This window comes from Streptomyces sp. NPDC048560 (genome assembly GCF_040650955.1).
Taxonomy (GTDB): Bacteria; Actinomycetota; Actinomycetes; order Streptomycetales; family Streptomycetaceae; genus Streptomyces.
This window is the reverse complement of record NZ_JBEZIJ010000003.1, coordinates 163,317-181,974: the sequence shown is the minus strand read 5'-3', so window position 1 is coordinate 181,974 and position 18,658 is coordinate 163,317. Positions and strand designations below refer to the sequence as shown.

14 protein-coding genes are annotated in these 18,658 nt (G+C 72.9%); 8 read left to right on the top strand and 6 right to left on the bottom strand.

Annotated features, from left to right (window positions below; all coding sequences use genetic code 11):
* Positions 1-22: 22 nt before the first annotated feature.
* Positions 23-469, bottom strand: coding sequence for a YchJ family metal-binding protein (locus AB0C82_RS10740; RefSeq protein ID WP_362838792.1), 447 nt, complete (start codon positions 467-469; stop codon positions 23-25).
* An 82-nt stretch (positions 470-551) separates the two neighbouring features.
* On the opposite strand from AB0C82_RS10740, the gene AB0C82_RS10735 reads away from it, so the two are divergent.
* On the top strand, positions 552-2,039 hold the full coding sequence (locus AB0C82_RS10735) for a membrane-associated oxidoreductase (protein WP_362838789.1): 1,488 nt from the start codon (positions 552-554) through the stop codon (positions 2,037-2,039).
* 10 nt (positions 2,040-2,049) lie between these two features.
* On the opposite strand, the gene AB0C82_RS10730 is transcribed toward AB0C82_RS10735, so the two are convergent.
* The 3 genes from AB0C82_RS10730 to AB0C82_RS10720 form a co-directional block, all read right to left on the bottom strand.
* Positions 2,050-2,868 (bottom strand): SAM-dependent methyltransferase, encoded by an 819-nt coding sequence (locus AB0C82_RS10730; protein ID WP_362838786.1) that lies wholly within the window; start codon positions 2,866-2,868, stop codon positions 2,050-2,052.
* A 73-nt stretch (positions 2,869-2,941) separates the two neighbouring features.
* On the bottom strand, positions 2,942-3,178 hold the full coding sequence (locus AB0C82_RS10725; protein ID WP_362838784.1) for a DUF397 domain-containing protein: 237 nt from the start codon (positions 3,176-3,178) through the stop codon (positions 2,942-2,944).
* Positions 3,178-4,038, bottom strand: a complete 861-nt coding sequence (locus AB0C82_RS10720; RefSeq protein ID WP_362838782.1) for a helix-turn-helix transcriptional regulator — start codon at positions 4,036-4,038, stop codon at positions 3,178-3,180. Before AB0C82_RS10720 ends, AB0C82_RS10725 begins: the two co-directional genes overlap by 1 nt.
* 204 nt (positions 4,039-4,242) lie before the next feature.
* On the opposite strand from AB0C82_RS10720, the gene AB0C82_RS10715 reads away from it, so the two are divergent.
* From AB0C82_RS10715 to AB0C82_RS10685, 7 genes are all read left to right on the top strand, one after another.
* Positions 4,243-4,701 carry an ATP-binding protein gene (locus AB0C82_RS10715; protein ID WP_362838780.1) on the top strand — a complete coding sequence of 153 codons (459 nt, stop codon included), beginning with the start codon at positions 4,243-4,245 and terminating at the stop codon, positions 4,699-4,701.
* Positions 4,695-5,132, top strand: coding sequence for a hypothetical protein (locus tag AB0C82_RS10710; protein ID WP_362838778.1), 438 nt, complete (start codon positions 4,695-4,697; stop codon positions 5,130-5,132). Before AB0C82_RS10715 ends, AB0C82_RS10710 begins: the two co-directional genes overlap by 7 nt.
* Positions 5,133-5,234: 102 nt before the next feature.
* Positions 5,235-8,873: a DUF4132 domain-containing protein gene (locus AB0C82_RS10705; protein ID WP_362838775.1), complete on the top strand. Its 3,639-nt coding sequence runs from the start codon at positions 5,235-5,237 to the stop codon at positions 8,871-8,873.
* On the top strand, positions 8,870-10,000 hold the full coding sequence (locus tag AB0C82_RS10700; RefSeq protein ID WP_362838773.1) for an AAA family ATPase: 1,131 nt from the start codon (positions 8,870-8,872) through the stop codon (positions 9,998-10,000). The genes AB0C82_RS10705 and AB0C82_RS10700 overlap by 4 nt, the downstream gene beginning before the upstream one ends.
* Positions 10,001-10,056: 56 nt before the next feature.
* Positions 10,057-12,390 (top strand): DUF5682 family protein, encoded by a 2,334-nt coding sequence (locus AB0C82_RS10695; protein WP_362838771.1) that lies wholly within the window; start codon positions 10,057-10,059, stop codon positions 12,388-12,390.
* Positions 12,387-13,571, top strand: a complete 1,185-nt coding sequence (locus tag AB0C82_RS10690) for a VWA domain-containing protein (protein ID WP_362838768.1) — start codon at positions 12,387-12,389, stop codon at positions 13,569-13,571. Before AB0C82_RS10695 ends, AB0C82_RS10690 begins: the two co-directional genes overlap by 4 nt.
* Complete coding sequence (locus AB0C82_RS10685; RefSeq protein WP_362838765.1) at positions 13,568-15,643, top strand: hypothetical protein; 2,076 nt, start codon at positions 13,568-13,570, stop codon at positions 15,641-15,643. The genes AB0C82_RS10690 and AB0C82_RS10685 overlap by 4 nt, the downstream gene beginning before the upstream one ends.
* A gap of 20 nt (positions 15,644-15,663) precedes the next feature.
* Here the strand turns inward: AB0C82_RS10685 and AB0C82_RS10680 are convergent, their stop codons facing one another.
* Both AB0C82_RS10680 and AB0C82_RS10675 read right to left on the bottom strand, forming a co-directional pair.
* Complete coding sequence (locus AB0C82_RS10680) at positions 15,664-17,010, bottom strand: 6-phospho-beta-glucosidase (protein ID WP_362838763.1); 1,347 nt, start codon at positions 17,008-17,010, stop codon at positions 15,664-15,666.
* A 66-nt stretch (positions 17,011-17,076) separates the two neighbouring features.
* Complete coding sequence (locus tag AB0C82_RS10675; RefSeq protein ID WP_362838761.1) at positions 17,077-18,615, bottom strand: cytochrome P450; 1,539 nt, start codon at positions 18,613-18,615, stop codon at positions 17,077-17,079.
* Between the last annotated feature and the right edge of the window lie 43 nt (positions 18,616-18,658).

Sequence of the window (18,658 nt, the reverse complement as noted above, 5' to 3'; positions counted from 1 at the left end):
AGTCAGGCATGACTGCGGCCGGTCACTCGACGAAGACCGCTTCCGCGTAGACCCAGTCGCCCTCTTGGCGGACGAAGCGGCTCTTCTCGTGGAGGGAGCCGGGGCGGCCGTCGTCCGTGTAGTGCGCCCGGAAGGTGACCGTGCCCGTCGCGTGGAATGGGCTGCCCTCGGTCGTCTCCAGGATCTCCAGGCGCACCCAGCGCATACCCGGGTCGAAGTCGATGACGGGCGGGCGGGTGTCGGGGTGCCAGGTACGGAGCAGGTACGCCGCGTCCCGGACCACGAAGGCCGCGTACCGCGAGCGCATCAGTGCCTCGCAGGTCAGCGCGTTGCCGCCGGCGTGCAGACGTCCGCAGCAGTCCGCGTACGTCGCGGGCAGACCGCAGGGGCACGGGGACTCGGGGATGATCCGGGGTGCGGGAGCCTCGCCGCCGCCGGAGCGGCGTGGGCGGGAGGTGCGTCGTGACATGGCTCCATTGTGCCGTGCGGGGTGCGGGCGTCCCGGGCCGGCCGGTTGACACTGCGACCTGTGGCGGGACAGAGTCCCGCCGATGGAGATCACCGATCTGACCCCCGCCGAGCGCCGTGTCCGGGACGCCTTCCCGCACGGTGCTCTCGTCGACTTCCGTACGGGAGTGGCGGACGAGGACGACCCGGAGGGCGGGGCTGACTGGGGCGCCGGGCGCACGGTACGCGCCGAGGTGCTCCGGGCGCTCCTGCTCGGCGGAGAGCAGGCGGAGGGAGAGGTGCCGGCGCTGCGCATCCGGGGCGCGCGGATCTCCGGAACCCTGAACGTGCGGTACGCGGTGGCGGAGTGCGCGGTGCTGCTCGCCGGCTGTTCCTTCGAAAGGACGCCGAACCTGTACGGGACACAGGTGCGTCAGCTGAATCTGAGCGGTTCGGTGCTGCCCGGCCTGGACGCGGCGACGCTGCGCGTCGACGGGGTGCTGCGGCTGACCGACTGCCGGATTCCCGGCCCCGTGCGGCTCGGCGGGGCCCGCATCACCCGGGCGCTGTTCTTCGACGGGGCCAGGATCGGCATCGACGCCGACGGCTCGACCGTGCCCAACGAGGAGGCCGTGCTCCAGCTGAACCACGCGGTCACCGAGGACGACCTGTGGTGGCCCGGGATCGAGGTGCGCGGCGAGGTCAGGATCAGCGGGGCCACGGTCACCGGGCTGATCCAGCTCGACGACGCCGTGCTGCTGAACCCGGGGGCGACTGCCCTTCAGGCGGAGAACGTCACCGTCGGCTCCGATGTACGCGCGATGCGGCTGCGGGTCCAGGGGCGTGTCAATCTTCGGGGGTCCCGGATCCCCGGCCAGCTGAATCTCGCGTACGCCCGGCTGTGCCACCCCGAGGGGGCCGCGCTGCGCGCGAGCAGTTGCGCGATCGGCGAGCTGTGGCTGCGGGAGGCCAGGCCGATCGAGGGCGGGGTGAATCTGCGGCGTTCCCAGATAGACCTCATCCACGCCGACCCGCAGGTGTGGCCGCCGGAGGTCCGGCTCGACGGACTGACGTACACCTCGCTGGTCCCTCATCTGCCGGCGCAACGCCGTCTGCCGCTCCTGGAACGCGAGGCGGACGGCTACGCGCCGTACGCCTACGAGCAGTTGACCGCTGCGTACCGCCGGATCGGGGACGACGACGCCGCCCGCACGGTGCTTCTCGCCAAGCAGCGCCGGCACCGCAGGACGCTGCCCGGCTACGCCAGGGCCTGGGGGTACCTCCAGGACGTGACGGTGGGCTACGGGTTCCGGCCGGTGCGCGCGGCGGCCTGGCTGTTCTCGTTGCTCCTCGCCGGTGCGGTGGCGTTCGCCGCGCACCATCCGCGTCCGTTGAAGCAGGGCGAGGCGCCACCGTTCAGCCCGGTGTTCTACACCCTGGACCTGCTGTTGCCGATCATCGACTTCGGCCAGGAGAAGGCGTACAACCCGACGGGCTGGTACCAGTGGCTGTCCTATCTGCTGATCGTGACCGGGTGGCTGCTCGCGACGACGATCGCCGCGGGCATCACCCGGTCCGTCAGCCGGCAGTGACCGCGCGCGGTCAGGGCTTGCGGGCGACGCCCGCGTATCCGGGGATCGGCTCGTCACCGGGGACGTCGATGACCTCGCCGAGCTCGGGGTGCCAGTCGGCGGAGAGCGAGACGCCCGGCTCCACCAGCTCCAGGCCGTCGAAGAACGCGGCGAGCTCGGCGCGCGAGCGGGGACGCAGCGTCATCCCCCGGGCCTTGTACATGGCGCGCGCCTGGGCCGCGCCCTCCGGGTTGAAGTCACCCGTGGTGTGCGAGAGCACGAGGTAGCTGCCGGACGGCAGCTGGTCCACGAGCTTGTTCACCAGATCGGCGGCGCCGTCCTCGTCGTCCAGGAAGTGCAGCAGCGCGAGCATCGACAGCGCGATCGGCTTGCTGAAGTCGAGTACCTTGCCGGCCTGTTCGAGGATGGCCGCGGGCTCGCGCGCGTCCGCCTGGATGTACTCGGTGGCGCCCTCGGGGGTCGAGCGCAGCAGAGCTGCGGCGTGGGCCAGCACGATGGGGTCGTTGTCGCAGTAGACGATGCGGGCGTCCGGGGCGGCCTGCTGGGCGATCTGGTGGAGGTTGGGCTCGGTGGGTATGCCGGTGCCGATGTCGAGGAACTGGCGCACGCCGTTCTCGGCGATCCAGCGGGTGGCGCGGTGCATGAAGGCCCGGTTCACGCGGGCCATGTCGCGGCCCCGGGAGTCGACGGCGAGCAACTGCTGGGCCATCTGTTCGTCGACCGGGTAGTTGTCCTTGCCACCGAGGAACCAGTCGTACATCCGCGCGGGATGCGGCTTGCTGGTGTCGATCTCGATGCCATGGCCTGTCTGTGCGTCGTGCCCGGTCATATCGCTCTCCATGGGGTTCGTAGGTCGGCCATCACAGCGAACTGCTCGTGGGGCGAGAATATGTGCCGGTGCGTCAGGTGAGAAGGAAGTCGGCCTGACCTGCCTTCGCGCCCTGGATGAAGGCGGCGATCTCGCCGTTCGAGTAGATGAGTGCGGGGCCCTCGGGGTCCGCCGACTGACGCACGGCGACCCTGCCGTCGGCCAGCTTCAAGGCCTCGACGCAGTTCCCGCCGTTGCCGCCGCTCCAGGGCTTCGACCAGCCTTCCGAGCCGAGGTCGGCGGCCGGCATACCGTTGTATATGTCGCTCATCACAGCTCCTTGCGGAAGTCCCGGAGGATTTCCTTCGTGCGTTGTGCAGTTGCGGCCTGAGCCGCCATGCGGTCCATGACCTCGAGGTAGGAGGCCACCTCGGGGCGCGCGTCGAAGTAGACGGCGCCGGTCAGGTACTCGCTGTAGACCATGTCGGGCAGTTCGGGGACGGCGAACCGGAAGAGGACGAACGGACCGTAGGTGCCCGGATGGTGTCCGGTCGCGAACTCCGCGATCTGGAGCGTCACATGGGACATCTCGGTGGCTTCGAGCAGCCGGTCGGTCTGGGCCCGCATCGCCTCGGCGCTTCCGACGGGGCGGCGCAGGACGGTCTCGTCCATGATCACCCACAGCTTCGGGGCGTCCTCCCTGGTGAGCAGGGACTGCCGCGCCATCCGCAGGTCGACGTGGCGCTCGATGTCCTCCGGCCTGGTCTGGCCGACCGCCCCCGTACGCATGACGGAGCGTGCGTAGTCCTCCGTCTGCAGAAGGCCGGGGACGAAGTGCGGCTCGTACATACGCAGGAGGCTCGCCGCGCCCTCCAGGCTCACGTACATGCTGAACCAGTCGGGCAGCACGTCGTGGTACCGCTGCCACCAGCCGGGCTTGTTGGCCTCCTCGGCGAGCTCGACGAAGGCGTCTGCCTCCTCGTCCTCGATCCCGTACGCCTTCAGCAGCAACTGGACGTAGGGGATCTTGAGACCGACCTCGGCCGTCTCCATCCTGCGTATGGTCGCGGGGGCGACCCTGAGCACCTTGGCCGCCTGGTCGCGGCTCAGGCCCACGCGCTCCCGCAGATCCTGCAGACGCTTACCGAGGACCACTTGGCCCACGGTGGGGGCGGACCGCGGTTCGCTCACTTCAGACCTCCCCATGCGCTGTTTGCGAGCAGTGTGCCATGCGCGCCTCGGCAACGACACAGTCACTCTGCAATTTTCAGAGTGCCTCTTGCCAAGTGTGCGCGACAGAGAGAGAGTTGGGTAGTGAACCAGTTCGTATGGTCATGCCCGCTCCTGTCGTGAGGGTGCGAGGTGTGACGCATCCCCCACTGTGAGGAATCGGTCGTGGCACCTGGCAGTGCGCTCATCCCCCGGCTCGTGGACCTCAGCCCCGGGACGGAAGCGCTCCGTTACTGCTTCGCCCTGCCGGCGCAACCGGATTCCGTGGCCGGTGCCAGGCAGCTGACCCGCGTCCGCCTTGAGGCGTGGCGCCTCGGTGGCGACGCCTACGAGGCGGCGGTGCTCATCGTCTCCGAACTGGTCACCAACGCGGTTGTCCACACCGCGAGTTCACGCGTCGTCTGCGAGCTCAGGCGTCTCGACCGGCGGCTGCGCATAGCCGTGCAGGACCAGGGGCACCTGCCCGGCGGCCCGCGGCTCCGCCGCACGGCCGACGACGAGCACGGTCGCGGCCTGCTGCTCGTCGACGCGATGAGCAGCTCCTGGGGATCCCACGACGCCTCGGACGCCTCGGGCCGCATCGTCTGGGCGGAACTGCCGCACGGCGCGGAGCAGCCGTGCTGAGGAACGCCCTGTCCCAGTTGCGCGGAGCGCGCCGCTCCCGGGTGCCCGAGCAGGGCGGCGGGGGCAGGGTGACGCTCGCTCTGCCGCCCGCGCTGTCGGCCAGCCTCGGCTGTGACGCGGTGGGTGTGCCCGCGCGGTACGGATTCCGGCTGATGTCCCACCTGCCGCGCGCGGGCTGCGTGTTCGCCGACGCCGACCGCTGGTGGTGGATCGTGCCCGCGGGCTCCGACCTCGACCTGGACTGGCCCGAGCAGGTCGCGTACGCCCCTGGGGCCTTCGTCCCTTCGGTACGGCCCCGGCTCATCCACACGCCTGACAGCCGTACGCCCTACACCCCGCCCATTCCGCTGTTCCTCATGGTGTGCCAGGTGACCGGCGTGACTCCCTCGTGGGCACCGGCAGGACAGCAGAGGGCCGTACCCGCCACCTGAGCACCACCTGCCGTGGCGTTGTCAGTGGCTGGTTCTAGTGTGGGCCTCACTGATCGAAGCCCGCGGCGGAGCGGGTGGTCCGGGGTGGGAAGGGGCGGTTCTGTGCGCCGCTGGGAGTTTGTCGAGGGCAGCGCGTCGAAGTTCTGGGAGACCGGGGCCGACGGCGCTGTGGTGACGGTGCGGTACGGGCGGTACGGAACCGACGGGCGGACGCAGTCCAAGGAGTACGCGTCGGCGCAGGCGGCGGACGCCCAGGTGACCAGGACGATCGCGGAGAAGGAACGCAAGGGGTACCGCGAGGTCGGGGCGCCGGGCGCGGCTCCGGCAGGCGGGGCCGCGGCTCCGTCGGGCAAGAGGGCTGCCCGGCCGGGCAAGGAGGCTCCGTCGGGTGAGGGGCCGGCTCCTGCCGACGCGGCCGCCGTCGCCGACGAGGACACCTTCGTTCTCCCGGCCGGCTGGCGGCGGTTGCTGCACCCGCGACGCGGTGGCGTGAAGAGAACCCCCGCCAAGGCCAGGCGCGAGGACATGGAGGCGCTCGAGACCGCACTGTCCCAGGAGGCCTCCTGGATCCGCGAGGTCCTGGACGCACCGGGCACGGATGCCACGCTGGCCGACCATGGCCGTTCGCACCTCGCGGGGAGCCCCTCCCCGCTCGGCGCCGCCGCGCTGGCCACCGTCGTCGGTCTCAACGCGTCGCCCGCCACCTGGGCGGACCTCTGGACAGCCCGGTTCGGCCTGCCGTTCGCGGCGTGCGCCACGGTGGAGCTGTTCACGCTCGAAGCCCACTGGGACGGCCACGGCTCCCGGCGTGCCGACCCCTGGATCCGCCGCCAGTCAGTGACCGGATATTCGTACCGGACGGGCAGGCGCCGCCCGGCGGCCGACCGCGTCCGTGCCCTGGTGGCCGCCTGCGACGAGGAGACCTACCGGGCCACGGTTGCTGCGCTCGCCAGGCACCGCGCGGACCCGCAGCACAAGATCCTCGCCTCCTACCTCGCGCCCAGCGAGAGCGGCTGGGTGGCCGACCTCTGCTCCGATCCGGGCGTCGTGGCCGAGCGGGAGCTGACGCTGCGGTCCATGGTGTACTGCTCGCTGAACTCCGGTCAGCAGCTGACGGTGTTCCCGCACCGGCCCAGCCACGGCCACAGCGTCGCCCTGATCGCCACCGTGGCCGAAGGCATCGGCACGGACGTCGCCCAGCTGCTGGCCGAGGGCCTGGGCGGCCCGAGCTACGCGAACGACGCCACCGTCGCCGCCGCGCTGGTGGAGATCCCGACGGACGAGGCCTTCGGGGCCCTCCTGGCGCACCCGGATTCCAAGAACGCCCACGCGGCCCTCCTCGAAGCGATGCGCCGCTACCCGAAGCGGGCCCTGCGGCTGCTCGCCGCCGAGGTACGCGACGGCGCCGGCGCGGTGTCCGCGAAGAGGCGCCAGCTGCTCACCGGCCAGGTCGGCGCCCACCGCGACCTCGTGACGGCGATGCTGCCCACCCTGGAGGCCGGGCTCGCGGAGGTCCTGGAACCGCTGCTCAACCCGGCCGACAGGATCGCCGACGCCCCGGCGGACGCCCTGCCCGCCCTGCTGACGTCCCCTCCGTGGTCGCGCCCGCGCACCACGGTCCCGACCACCGTCGTCCCCGGACTCTCGGCGACGTTCCGGGCCGCGGTGCGGTGGCTGCCCGGCGAGCAGGACGAGTGGGCGGCCTGCTCCAGCTGGTACACCGCGCGCCAGGGCGTGGGCGACTGGGAGAAGGACATCGCCGCTCTGCGCTACACCCTCGACGCGCAGAACCTCCAGCCCGCGTGGGTGTACGTCCACGGACCGGAGGAACTGGTCCTCCCGCTGCTCGACTCCTGGGACCCGACCGACCTCTGGGACGGCGCGGACACGTTGAAGCCGATCGCGGCCCGCTTCGGCCTCCTCGCCCTGCCTCTGCTGCTCAGGACCGTTCCCCGCCAGCCGAGCACGCTCGCCCAGCTCCTGCTGCCTTTCGTCGATGTGGCCGTGGCCCGCCACATGGCGGACTGGTCGGTGCGGCTCAGGTCGACCGCCTCCACAGCCCGTGCGTGGTTCGCCAGGCACGGGGTCGTGGCCGCCGGGCTCCTCGTGCCGGACGCCCTCGGCAAGGCGGGCGCGACGCGACGGGCTGCCGAGCACGCCCTCCTGCACATCGCCACGGTCCACGGCGACGACGTCGTCCGGGACGCCGCAGAGGCGTACGGCCCGGACGCGGCGGAGGCCGTCGGCGCACTCCTCGCGGCCGACCCCCTGGAGCGCCTGCTTCCCGCCACGATGCCCTTGGTGCCGGGGTGGGCGGAGCCCGTGCTGCTGCCGCAGATCGTGGTCCGGTCCGGTGGTGCGCTGCCGGAGCCGTCGGCACGCCACGTGGTGACGATGCTGGCCCTGTCGAAGCCCGGCGAGGTCTATCCGGGGATCGCGGTCCTCAAGGAGGTGGCCGACCCCGGTTCGCTCGCCGCCTTCTCCTGGGCGCTCTTCGAGCAGTGGACGACGGCCAACCTCCCCGCCAAGGAGTCCTGGGCGCTGCACGCACTCGGTCTGCTGGGTGACGACACCACGGTCCGCCGGCTCACCCCGGTCATCCGGGCCTGGCCCGGCGAAGGCGCGCACCACCGGGCGGTCGAAGGGCTCGCCGTGCTGGCCGCCATCGGGACGGACATCGCGCTCGTACAGCTGCACGGCATCGCTCAGCGGGTGAAGTTCAAGGGGCTGAAGGAGCGCGCCAGGGAGAAGATCGACGAGGTCGCCGCCGGTCTCGGGCTGACCGGCGAGCAGCTCTCCGACCGGCTCGTGCCGGATTTCGGGCTGGACGCCAACGGCTCCACGGTCGTCGACTACGGCAGCCGCCGGTTCACCGTGGGCTTCGACGAGCAGCTGCGGCCGTACGTACTGGACGGTGAGGGCAAGCGCCGCAAGGATCTGCCGATGCCCGGTGCGCGGGACGATGCCGAGCGCGCCCCGGCGGAGCGCAAGCGTTTCATGGCCCTGAAGAAGGACGTGCGGACGATCGCCTCCGACCAGGTGCGGCGTCTGGAGGCCGCGATGGTCGCCGGACGGTCCTGGACCGTGCCCGAGTTCACCGAACTGTTCGTCGCGCACCCGCTGCTGTGGCATCTGGTCCGCCGGCTGGTGTGGCTGAGCGAGGCGGACGGGGCGGCAACCGCCTTCCGCGTGGCGGAGGACCGGACGTTCGCCGACGCCGAGGACGAGGTCTTCGCTCTCCCCGAGGGCGCGACCGTACGGCTGGCGCATCCACTGGACCTCGGGGACGGGCTCGACGTGTGGTCCGAGGTGTTCGCGGACTACGAGATCCTCCAGCCCTTCCCCCAGCTGGGGCGAGCTGTGTTCGGTCTCACCGACGAGGAGGCGGAAGGGTACCGGCTGACCCGCTTCGAGGGCCTCAAGGTGCCGACGGGCAAGGTTCTCGGCCTCCAGCGGCGCGGCTGGGAGCGCGGGATCCCGCAGGACGCGGGAGTGGAGCGGTGGATCTCCAAGCGGCTCGGCGACGACCGGTATCTGGTGATCGCGCTCGACACGGGCATCGCGGTCGGAGTGGTCGACATGTTCCCCGACCAGACCCTCGAAACAGTGTGGCTCGGCAGCGAGCCGGCTGATCACTGGCCGGGACGCGCTCACCCGCTGCGCCTCGGCGACCTCGACGCCCTCACCGTGTCCGAGCTCATCGCCGACCTGATGGAACTCACCGAAGGGGCCGCCGCATGAGAGTCCGGACGAAGGAGGAGTCCGCGCCCGGCCCGGCGTCCCCGCCGGAGGCCGTGCAGCGCCCGCCCGCCGAGGTGCGGTACGCCGGGGAGCTGGCGGCGCTCCGGGCCGACGACCGTGACCCCAGGCCGCCTGGCTGGGAGCTGAGCCTGCGTGCCGCCCGGCGGTTCGTCATCGGCGACGCGAGCGCCGGGATCAGCCGCAAGTTCGTCGGCAATCCGTCGTTGGTCGACCGTGCGCTCGTGACGCTCGCGACCAGCCGCGGGCTGATGCTGGTGGGTGAGCCCGGTACGGCGAAGTCCCTCCTGTCCGAGCTGATCGCGGCCGCCGTCAGCGGGGTGTCCACCCTGACGGTGCAGGGAGGCGCGGCGACCACCGAGGATCAGATCAAGTACGGCTGGAACTACGCGTTGCTGGTGGCCGAGGGGCCGTCCACGCGTTCCCTGGTGCCCGCCCCCATGCTGCGGGGGATGGCGGAGGGCCGGATCGTGCGGTTCGAGGAGATCACGCGCTGTCCCCTGGAGGTGCAGGACTCGCTCCTCTCGCTGCTGTCCGAGCGGGTCGTCGCCATTCCTGAACTGAGCGGCTCCGACGGCATGGTGTTCGCCCGGCAGGGGTTCAACGTCATCGCGACCGCCAACACGCGTGACCGGGGCGTCAACGAGATGAGCGCCGCCCTCAAGCGCCGCTTCAACTTCGAGACGGTGTTCCCCATCCCGGACCTGGACACGGAACTGGCGCTCGTCGAGGCGGAGGTGACGACGCTGCTGGAGCGCTCCGGAGTGGAGCCGCCGCCGGACCGCGACGTGCTGGAGGTGCTGGTCGGTACGTTCCGGGAGCTGCGCGGGGGCGCGGGTGCGAAGGACGGCGCCGAGGGCCGGCCATCGGCGGTGATGAGTACCGCGGAGGCGGTGTCCGTCGCCCATGCCGTCGGTGTGCGGGGGTGGTTCCTGCGGGGGGAGCCCGGCACCGCCGCCGATGTGGTGGCGTGTCTGGCGGGCACGGCGGCCAAGGACAGTCCGGAGGACCTGACCCGTCTGCGCCGCTACCTCGAACAACAGGTGCCGCGTCACCGCTCCCCGGCGTGGCAGGCCCTGTACGACGCGCGCCACCTGCTGGCGGACTGATGGGGACGGGGACCTCGGGGTCCACAGCGTCTACGGGGTCCACGGTGTTCCTCGGGGTGCGTCATCACTCCCCCGCCTGCGCACGGCTCGTCGAGCGGACCATCGAGGAACTGCGGCCCGCCCATGTCCTGATCGAGGGACCGGCCGAGATGAACAGCCGGCTCGGCGAACTGCTGCTCGGGCACGAGCTGCCCGTCGCCGTGTTCAGCCACTACCGGGACGGGCAGCGGGCGGCCACCTCCTGGGCGCCCCTGTGCGACTACTCCCCCGAGTGGGTCGCCCTGCGGGCCGGCCGCGCCGCGGGGGCCGAGGTCCGTTTCATCGACCTGCCCGCCTGGCATCCGGCGTTCGCGGAGCGCACCAACCGGTACGCCGACGCGGAGGTCCGGTACGCGGAGGCGACGGAGCGGCTGTGCGAGCGCTTCGCGGTGGACTCCCAGGACGCCCTGTGGGACCGGCTGTTCGAGGTCGAACCGGAGGAGGGCCTGTCCGACCGGCTCGACGCGTACTTCGCGCTGGTGCGGGGGGACGCCGAAGCCGACGCCGGAGACCGGGCACGCGAGTCGTACATGGCGACGTGGGTGCGTGCGGCGGCCGCCGAGGCGGGGGGACGCCCGGTCCTGGTCGTGACGGGCGGCTTTCACCGGCCCGCCTTGCGCGCGCTGACCGGCACGCCCGCGGACCCGGTCGCCACGGTGCATGGCCGGGAGGACGGGGACGGCGGGCCGTGGGCCCTCGGAGCGGACGGGTGGCCCGAGGTGCCGGCTCCGCCGGACACGGCGTCGGCCGGGAGCTTCCTCGTGCCCTACTCCTTCAGGCAGTTGGACTCGTTCGCCGGCTACCAGTCGGGGATGCCGTCGCCCGGCTACTACCAGAAGGTGTGGGAGGCGGGCCCCGATGCGGCCGCCGAGGATCTGCTGCGGGGAGTCGTGGAGCGGCTGCGGGCCAGGCGCTTTCCCGTGTCCACCGCCGACCTGATCGCGGCCCGGAGTCTCGCCCAGGGGCTCACCGCACTGCGGGGCCACCCCCGGCCCGCACGGATCGACGTGCTGGACGGCCTCGCGGGCGCCCTGGTCACGGACGACCTGGACACTCCGCTGCCCTGGACCTCGCGCTCCGCGCTCGCGCCCGGCACCCACCCCGCGATCGTCGAGATGGTCGCGGCCTGCGGCGGGGAACGGACGGGCCGCCTGCACCCGGACACACCCGCGCCTCCGCTGGTGCACGACGTCGTGGCGCAGCTCGCCCGGCATGGGCTCGACGGCAGCGCTCGGGCGCTCGCCCTCGACCTCACGGACACCGCGGATCTGGCGCGCAGCCGGGTGCTGCACCGGCTCCGGGTGCTCGGCGTGCCGGGCCGCATCCGGACCGAGGGCCCCGAGCACGGCGTCGACCCGGTGTTCACCGAGCGCTGGGAATCCGTCCCGGCCCCGGGCCGCGAGGCGGCGCTCGTCGAGGCGGGTGCCTACGGGGCGAGCCTCGCCGAAGCGGCCGAAGCCGCCCTCACCGAGCGCGCACACGGCACGGGGGCGGCGGCCGACGGCCTGGCGGTCACCCTGTTCGACGCGGTGCTGTGCGGGGCGGAAGGGCTGTCCCGGCCCCTGCTGGCCGAGCTGGCGCGCCGGGTGGACGGGCTGAAGACCCCCGGACCGCTCGGTGACGTGCTCGCCACCGCACTCGGCCTGTGGCGGCACGACCGGGTGTACGGGCTGGCCGGAGGCCCGCTGCTCACCTCCGTCATCGACCGCGCGGTGACCCGGCTGCTGTGGCTCCTGGAGGGGGCACGCGGCGGGACGGGAGTGGACCGCCCACGCCTGCGGGCGGTGGCCGCGGTGCGCGACGCGTTGCTCCACGCGCCGGGGCTGCTGTCGGTGAGCCGCGGTGTCACCGCCGATGTCGCCGGGCGGATCAGCGGGGACACGGCTGCCCCCGGCGACCTGCGGGGCGCGGCGTTCGGACTGCACCGCACCCTGGCCGCCGGCCCTCCCGGTGACCCGGGGCCCACGGTGCGGACGATCGCCGCGGCCGGTACGGACGCGCTCGGTGACTGGCTGGCCGGACTGTTCGCGCTAGCCCGCGAGGAGCTGACCGGGCACGCGGAGCGCGGCGGTCCGGAGTCACTGATCGAAGTGCTGGACCGTCTCGTGGGCGCCCTGTCCGAGCGCGAGTTCCTGTCCGGTCTGCCGGCGCTGCGTCAGGCCTTCGCCTATTTCCCCCCGCACGAACGCGAACGGATCGCGGCCCTGCTGCTGGAGCGTCGCGGTGTCCGGGGTTCCGCCCGCACTCTGCTCCGTACCACAGGAGACCCCCTGATGATCGCCCGCGCCGGGGCGCTGGAGGACGACGTGTCCCGCTTGCTGGCCCGTTACGGACTGGGAGCCGCGTCATGACCACGGCCGATGCCGCCGTACCCCCCGCGTCGAGCGAGCCGCACGGACCGGACGCGGGGCTGGAGCGCTGGCGGCTGATCCTCGGCTCCCCCGCGGAGGCACACACCGGCGCCCTCGGCCAGGGGGCCGCCGCGCAGGACGCCGCCCTCGACTGGCTCTACGGCCGGGACCCCGATCTCGGGCGACGAGGTGTCCGGCGCGCCGGCTCGGCCCGTCCGCGAGCGGGCGGTGACGGGCCGTCGCCGGTGACCGCCGTCGACTGGCTGGACGACATCCACCGGCTGTTCCCCAAGGAGACGGTCGAACGTCTGGAGCGTGACGCGGTCGAGCGGTACGGCATCCAGGAGATCGTCACCGACCCGGCGGTGCTGGAACGGGTCGAGCCGAGCGCGCCCCTGCTGCGGGCGGTACTGCGTACGAAGCACCTGATGAACCCGCAGGTGCTGGGGCTCGCCCGGCGCATCGTCGCCGCGGTGGTCGAGGATCTACTCGCCCGGTTGCGGCCGGAGGTACGCCGGGCGTTCCACGGCGCCCGGTCGCGGCGGCCGAGCCGGGTGCCACTGGCCAGGGACTTCGACTTCAAGGGGACGGTGCGGGCCAACCTCGGCCACTACCGGCCCGAGGAGAGGCGTCTGCTCATCGAGCGCGCGCACTTCCACTCCCGGACCCAGCGGCACCTGACCAGGTGGCAGTTGATCCTCCTGGTCGACCAGTCCGGCTCGATGGCCGGATCGGTGATCCACTCCGCGGTCACGGCCGCGTGCCTGTGGGGGCTGCCTGGCCTCAGGACACACCTGGTCGCCTTCGACAGCAATGTCGTGGACCTGACCTCGGAGGTGAGCGATCCGGTGGAGCTCCTGATGCGGGTGCAGCTCGGCGGCGGCACCGACATCGCGCGGGCCGTGGCGTACGGGGCGGGGCTGGTGGAGAATCCGCGCCGCACGATCGTCGTGCTGATCACGGACTTCTACGAGGGCGGCGACGCCTACCGGCTGGTGCGTTCGGTGCGCGCGCTGGTGGAGCAGGGCAGTACGGTCCTCGGGCTCGCGGCGCTCGACGAGGAGGCCGACCCCGACTACGACCGCGAGCTGGCCGGACGGCTGGCCGACGCGGGGGCCCACGTGGGTGCGATGACGCCTGGGCGGCTGGCCGAGTTCGTCGCGGAGAGGCTGGGCCGATGACGACGGACACGACGCCCGGGCCGGGGCCGGCCGCCGTCCGGAGAGACCTGCTGGCCCTCACCCCGGAGACCCTCGCCGCCCTCACCAACCGCGGTCTGGTCAAGCGGGCCGCCAAGGAGCTGGCCGCCGGCACGGCCCCCACCGTGACGACCCGCCCCGACGGCACGGTGCACGCCCACCACCCCGACGGGTCGGTCACCGCGCTGCCGCCGGGCGTGGGGCTGGACAACGGCAGGTGCAGCTGCGCGGCGCCCGGCGTGTGCCGTCACCTCATCGCCCTCGTGCTCGCCTTTCGGAGCGCGGCCCCGGCCGACGGTCCCGAGGGGACGGTGTCCACGCCGGAGGCCGACGCCGCCGAGCCCGTGTCGCCCGATGACACCGCACCTCCCGCCCCCTCTCCGCCGGCCTCCCCCGCCTGGTCGCCCGGTTCGGTCGGCGACGAGGAGTTGGGCGCCGCCCTGGGCGCACCGGCACTCGCCGCGGCACGGCGGGTCCTGGACGGCGGATACGGCGCCCGGGTCCACCGCCCGGCCGCCCGGGCCGAGCCCTGGGTGGAACTGCCCACCTGCACGGTGCGCTTCCCCGTCCCCGGCGAGATCGGGTACGCGCTGACGGACGCGTCCGCCGACCGGCGCGGTGAGGTGGTGGCCCTGGCCGTCTGGGCCTTCCGCGCCGCCGATGAGGCGGGGGTGCACGAGGGCCCGGTGCAGGCCGGCGGCCGGAGCGCGCCGAAGGCCACCATCGGGCACCGGCTGGACGCGGCCGCCGGGCTCGCCGACGAGCTGCTCCTGTCGGGCGTGGCCCACGCGGGCCCCGTCCTGGCGGGAGCGCTCGCCCGCGCCGGTGAGTCGCTGAGCGCGGAGTCCCTGCACTGGCCGGCCGGCGCGGTGGGCGAACTCGCGGGCCAGCTCTCGGCGTACGCCACGCGCAGCGCCCACCACCGGCCCGAGCTGGTGGCCGCCCTCCTCACGGAGATCCACGCACGGCGCCGGGCCGCCGCGCTGCCCGGCGCCCTGGGTACGCGGGAGGCCGGGACCACACCGCTGCGGCGGGTCCGTCTCACCTCTCTGGGCTGCCGTGTCCGGACCACCGCCACGGGCTCCGCCGCCGAGGTGTACGTCGCCCATCCCGGAGCCGCCACCGTCCTCGTACTCCGCAAGGAGTGGGCCACGGCCGACAGTTCCGGGCGTACGACGCGGACGACAGGTCACCTGCTGGCCGGCCGACGGCTTCTCGGGACGACACTCGGCAAGCTGGCCACCGGCAATCTCGTCAGCGAGAGCGCGCACAGGACCGCGGGCCGTGTCCTGACGATCGCGGGCAACAAGCTCGGTGCCACCAGCATCACGCCGGTCGGCGCGGCGTGGACGTACCTGCCGGAGCCGGTGCTGGTACGCGATCTGGCGGCGCTCACCGCCGGGTGGGAGGGCCGGCCGCCCCGCATGATCCGCCCGAGGGTCGAGGCGGAGAGCGTGCACGTCGTCGCGCTGTCGGAGGTCGCACACGTCGGCTACGACCCGGCCGAGCAGCGGCTCGAAGCGGTCGTGCGGGACGAGGCGGGCAACCACGCGTACGTACGGTCCGGTTACCGTCCCGAGTGCCCTGGCGCCCTGGACGCCCTGGCGGCCGCGCTGGAGAGCGGGGCCACACACATCAGCGGGTCGGTGCACCGGTCGGGCGGCGCCGTCCGGATCGCCCCGATCGCGGTCCTGACGCCGACGGGCGTGACCGTGCCCGATCTCGCCCCGGGTGACGGGTCGGCCGCGCTGCGGGCAGTGGTGCGGCAGGCGTCCGATCCGCTGACCGCCGCCCTGGAGGAGGCGGCCGCCGCGCTCGCCTCCGTCGCCCACAGCGGGCTGCGCAATCTCACGGACCCGGCGCGGGCCCGTCTCGACGAGGCGGCGGCCTCCCTCTCACGGACGGGTCTGACCCGAGCCGCCGCTCTGCTGCGTGCGTTGCCGCGCGCGGTGGACGGACACGCCGAGGACGGCCGCACCTGCGCCGACGCCTGGCTGGAGGCGCAGCTCCATGTCCTGGTCAGCGGTGAACTGCGGGCCCTGCAGACACCCTGACTCCGGCTCCGGGCGGCGTCTCAGGGCTTGTCGAGATAGCCGAGGCCCGGGTGCGCCTTCGTGTATCCGTCGACCAGGCGGCGGGCGACGGTGACCGAGTCGACGAGCGGGTGCAGGGCGAACGCCATGACCGCTGCCGCACGGGAGCCGGTGTCCGCCGCGTCGAGCACGGCGCGCTCGACGGCCTTGACCGCCGTGACCAGGCCCACCGCGTGGTAGGGCAGCGGGTCGACGGCGACGGGACGGGCCCCGTTCGCGTCGACCAGGCACGGCACCTCGATCACCGCGTCGGCGTCCAGCACCGACAGGGTCGTGCGATTGCGGACGTTCAGGATGAGGGAGGTCCGCTCGTTGCGGGCGACCGCCCGCATCAGGGCGAGGGCGACCTGTTCGTACCCGCCGGACTCCAGGTCGCTCTCCTCGCGTTCACCGGCCCCGGCGGCCTCGCGGTTCTCCGACATGTACGTGGCCTCGCGCTCGGCGCGCGTCCGGTCCCAGGTGGACAGCGGCGGGGCTGCCGGATCCCTCATGCGTGTGTAGAAGCCCGCCTGCTGCTCCCGCAGGAACGCGCCGCGGGTCTGCTCGGCTTCCTGGTAGGCGCGGACGGCTTCCCGGTTGAAGTAGTAGTAGTGAAGGTACTCGTTGGGGATCGCGCCGAGCGAGCGCAGCCAGTCGGCGCCGAAGAGCCTGCCCTCCTCGAACGAGCCCAGCAGCTCCGGGTCGGCGAGCAGACGAGGAAGTTCGTCCCGGCCGTCGACGTACAGCCCGCGCAGCCACCCGAGGTGGTTGAGACCCACGTAGTCGATCCGGGCCCTGTCCGGGTCCGCGCCGAGGACTCTCGCGATACGTCGGCCGAGTCCCACCGGCGAGTCGCAGATCCCGATGACCCGGTCGCCGAGGTGACGGGTCATGGCCTCGGTGACCAGTCCCGCCGGGTTGGTGAAGTTGATGACCCAGGCGTCGGGGGCCAGCCGGGCGATGCGGCGCGCGAGGTCCACCGCGACGGGCACGGTGCGCAGTCCGTACGCGATTCCGCCCGCGCCGACCGTCTCCTGGCCCAGCACGCCTTCGTCGAGCGCCACCCGCTCGTCGGCCGCGCGGCCCTCCAGTCCGCCGACGCGGATCGCGGAGAACACGAAGTCCGCACCGCTCAGCGCCTCGTCCAGGCCGGTGGTCGCCACGACTTCCGGTGCGTCGTCGATCCCCTCGGCCTGCTCGGCGAGGACCCGGGCGACGGCACCGAGCCGGTCCGCGTCCGTGTCGTACAGCGTCACGTGCGTCACGCGGCCCTCGGCGTGATCGCCGAGAAGTGCCCCGTACACGAGAGGCACCCGGAATCCGCCACCGCCAAGAATCGTCAGCTTCACGCTGCCCGATGGTACGGAAGCCTGCGCCCGCGCGGACCGAGGACCGCGCGGGCGCAGGCGTGGCCGTCAGTACCCGTTCCACCAGCGCGACACGGCCTGCCACAGCCGGGCAGGTGCGCCCGCCCTGCGCTGCCCGGGGACGGTGGCCGCGGCTTCCGGCGATCCCGGCCCCTGCGGGAACGCACCGGGGGCGTGGGCCGGTGGCGGAACAACCGTGCCGGGGGCCGGTGCGGGGGCGGACCGGGCGGCCGGGGAGGAGACCTCCCAGTCGTCACGGGACCGGGGCGGCCGGCTCATCATCTTCAGCGGGTCGGCGTCGATCTCCTGCTGCGGGCTCGGCGCGAACTTGACGGGCAGTTCCACCAGATGCCGGGACATGATGTTCCCGATCCAGCGCAGCTCGCTCTCCTCGACACCCAGCTCCATGTCCGGCAGGCGCATGAGCAGGGCGTCGACCCCCACGTCCGCGATGGCGCGCCCGATGTCCTGGCCGGGGCACTCGTGCGGACCGCCACTGAACGCCAGGTGTGCGCGGTTGCCCTCCATGTTGGCGGTCAGGTCGGGTCGTACGTTCGGGTCGGTGTTGGCGGCGGCGATCCCGACGAGCAGGGCGTCGCCGGCCTTGATCTGCTGTCCGCCCAGCTCGGTGTCACCGACTGCCCAGCGGCCGAACACCGCGGTGAACGGAGGCTCGTCCCAGAGGGTCTGCTCCACCGCTTCGGGGACCGTCATGTGTCCGCCGCTGAGCCGCGCCCGGAACCGCGGATCGGTCAGGACCATGCGCAGCACGTTGGCGATCAGGTTGGCGGTCGACTCGTAGGCGGCGATGAGGATCAGGCGGAGGTGTTCGGTGACCTCGACGTCGGTCAGGGAGGCGGGGTGTTCGATCAGCCAGGACGCGAAGTCGGGGGCGGGGTCGGCGCGCCGGCGCTGCACGAGGCGGCCGAGTGCGCTGACCACATGGGCGTTGCTCGCGACGGCGGTCTCGGTGCCGCGGGTCATGTCACGGGCGGCCTGCACCAGTCGGTCGTCGTACTCCTCGGGCATACCGAAGATCGCGCACATCACCATCATCGGCAGGTGCTCGGCGAACTGGGCGACGACGTCGGCGGTGCCCTTGAGCGAGAAGTCGTTGACGAGACGGTTGCTGAAGCGGTTGACGTGGCGGCGTACCCCGCGGGTGTCGATACGGGCCATGCTGTCGGTGACGGCGCCGCGCAGCCGCTCGTGGTTGGCGCCGTCGGCGAACACGCAGACCGGCTGCCAGGTGAAGATCGGGGCGAGCGGGTGGTCAGGGGCGACACTGCCGTCCTGGAGGGCCCGCCAGCGCCGGGAGTCGCGGGAGTACTGCGAGGGCGTACGGGTCATGTGCAGGTTCTCGCTGTGCCCCAGGACGAGCCAGGCGGGTACGTCCCCGTGCAGCAGGACCGGTGCCACCGTGCCGTGTTCGGCGCGCAGTTTGTCGTAGAGGCCCGCCGGGTCGTTCTCCGCCTCGGGGCCGTAGAACCGGCGCAGCCCGCCGGGGGCCAGGCCGTGCGCGGGGCACTCGGGGGGCGGCACGGGCCCCGGGGCCGTTCCGGGTTCGTGGTGGAAGGGCGTGGTCACAGTCGCTCCAGGGGTTGGGCCGCCCGGGGTCCGGGCGAGGGGC

Bases quoted from the DNA above. Each gene is read 5' to 3' on its own strand.
- AB0C82_RS10740 (WP_362838792.1), bottom strand. From the start codon at position 469: ATGTCACGACGCACCTCCCGCCCACGCCGCTCCGGCGGCGGCGAGGCT.
- AB0C82_RS10735 (WP_362838789.1), top strand. From the start codon at position 552: ATGGAGATCACCGATCTGACCCCCGCCGAGCGCCGTGTCCGGGACGCC.
- AB0C82_RS10730 (WP_362838786.1), bottom strand. From the start codon at position 2,868: ATGACCGGGCACGACGCACAGACAGGCCATGGCATCGAGATCGACACC.
- AB0C82_RS10725 (WP_362838784.1), bottom strand. From the start codon at position 3,178: ATGAGCGACATATACAACGGTATGCCGGCCGCCGACCTCGGCTCGGAA.
- AB0C82_RS10700 (WP_362838773.1), top strand. From the start codon at position 8,870: ATGAGAGTCCGGACGAAGGAGGAGTCCGCGCCCGGCCCGGCGTCCCCG.
- AB0C82_RS10690 (WP_362838768.1), top strand. From the start codon at position 12,387: ATGACCACGGCCGATGCCGCCGTACCCCCCGCGTCGAGCGAGCCGCAC.
- AB0C82_RS10685 (WP_362838765.1), top strand. From the start codon at position 13,568: ATGACGACGGACACGACGCCCGGGCCGGGGCCGGCCGCCGTCCGGAGA.